General features: G+C 66.6%; 2 protein-coding genes. Both read right to left on the reverse strand.

The genetic code is table 11. The features are described 5' to 3' along the window. Positions 1-68: 68 nt before the first annotated feature. Complete coding sequence (locus ACFVXE_RS38990; RefSeq protein WP_389678531.1) at positions 69-1,091, reverse strand: transposase; 1,023 nt, start codon at positions 1,089-1,091, stop codon at positions 69-71. Beyond that, the gene (locus ACFVXE_RS38995) at positions 991-1,623 is read right to left on the reverse strand and encodes a transposase family protein (RefSeq protein ID WP_389678533.1); all 633 of its coding nucleotides are present in this window, start codon (positions 1,621-1,623) and stop codon (positions 991-993) included. Before ACFVXE_RS38995 ends, ACFVXE_RS38990 begins: the two co-directional genes overlap by 101 nt. Between the last annotated feature and the right edge of the window lie 226 nt (positions 1,624-1,849).

Consider the following 1,849-nt stretch of genomic DNA (forward strand, 5'->3'; position numbering starts at 1 on the left):
GCTCCGCATCCTCATCCGACGCTCGACGAGCCGCTATCGCTGGGATGGCCGCCCCACCACCCGACGCCTCAAGTGATCCATTTGCCGGTCGGTCTAAGCATCTTGATCCGGTTGACATGTCCTTCAACGACGCCGGAGCTCCAGGGCAGGGTGAGGCCGGCGATGACTGCATCGCGGTCACGGTCGATGCCTGCGGCGAGGATGTGGAGGCTGGGGAGGTCGTCTCGCCGGACGGCGTCGAGCCATTGCGGCAGTCGTTCGCCCTGGCGCTCCGTGAGCATTTGGCCGAAGGAGCGGACGTGGCCGGTGAGGGCTTCCAGTTCGGGACAACGGACCAGAACGGCCTTGAGTCGAAGGTTCTCTGCCTCGGTGAGGGTTTCCGGCCGGCGGAGGATCCATCCGGCGACGGCGCGGGGTGACGGTGGCCGAGCGGTGACAGGGCTGGGTGAGAGGCGTTTCTCCCGGAAGTAGGCGCGAACCCGCTGGTAGCTGCCTTGGTAGCCGAGCGGCACAATCTCTTTCCACACCGTCCAGGCGTTGGTGCATCCTTGGTTCCAGCGGTCGTCGAGGTAGGGCTTGAACACGTCGAGCTTGGACGGCCGGCCCTGCCACTGCCCGCGGAACAGGTCTTCTGGGCAGGCTGCGTCAGCAAAGAGCTTGACGGTGCGGGAGGTCATGCGGAGCTGGCGTCCGATCGCCCTCCGGCTGAGCCCGGCTGCCAGCAGTTCATGGACGGTCGCGTGCTTGGCGCGGGTACGGTCGGCGAAACGGTGTCCGGTAGGCCAGGGCGAGCCGGAGGGGTCTTCGAACTTCTCCGGCTCAAAAGTGGGTTGGGCTGGATCTGGCGCCAGGACCCGCAGGCACCCGCGGTGGGCTGCGACGCACCGCTCGGCGGCCTCGCTCAGGTTGTGCCAAAGGTGCCACCTGTCCGCCACCTGCACCGCCTGTGGCGCCCCAGCCGTGGCACCTTGGGCGAAGAACGGTGCCCGATCACGGCATACCACCTCGACCGTGGGCCGGTCCGCGAGCCAAGCGGCCAGGCTCGATGCCTCCCGGTCGGGCAGCAGATCCACCGGCCGTCGGCTTTCCACGTCGACCAGGACGGTCCCGTAGTGACGGCCTTTGCGGGTCGCGTACTGCTGGAACTTCCGGGTCGAGCAACGCTTGGACCAGCCGCAGCACGGTGCTGCGGCTGATGGTCACACCGAAGACACGCGCCATTCGGGCACCGGCCCGACCAGCGAGCGCGAGGCCGACCGCAGCCAGCGTCGACCGAAGGCGCTCGGTCCGCCGTCCGTAGCGACGGGTCAACCCCGGCATCTGCTCGGCGAAAGTCCGCCGCCCGCACGAGATGACCGGGCAGAGGAACCGGCGGACGCGTAAGCAGAGGACGACACGTCTTCCCCCACTGGGCACATCAACGGGAAACCGCAGGTAGGAGCTGTGAACTCGCCGTGACCAACCCCCACAGCCAGGACAGATTGCCCCAGCCACCGTGCTCCGAGCATCGATGCGTACCGTCTCATCGTCCACGTCGGCCGACAGCACCTCCACGTTGGCGATCGACGGGAACAGCAACTCCTCCAGCCGGACCGTCACTTCTTCCACTGGCTGAACTGTCATCCACACCGCACTGGGGACAGATCTCTTTCAGGCAGCTTCCCAGGGGCTCACTCACCAGAAAATCGTCACTCAGCGTGATGGATTCACGGAAAGTGAGCCAGAACCCGAGATTGGGCAGCAGTTGTTCAGCGCTTCGGACAGCGCCCAGCTCTGTCGCCGTTCGATTTCAGGGGCACGGCAGCCGGGGACGGCCGATGGGAGGGAGCGCGTAGTGAGAAAGGCCTTG

The sequence above is a fragment of the Streptomyces sp. NPDC058231 genome (assembly GCF_042882275.1).
GTDB lineage: Bacteria > Actinomycetota > Actinomycetes > Streptomycetales > Streptomycetaceae > Streptomyces.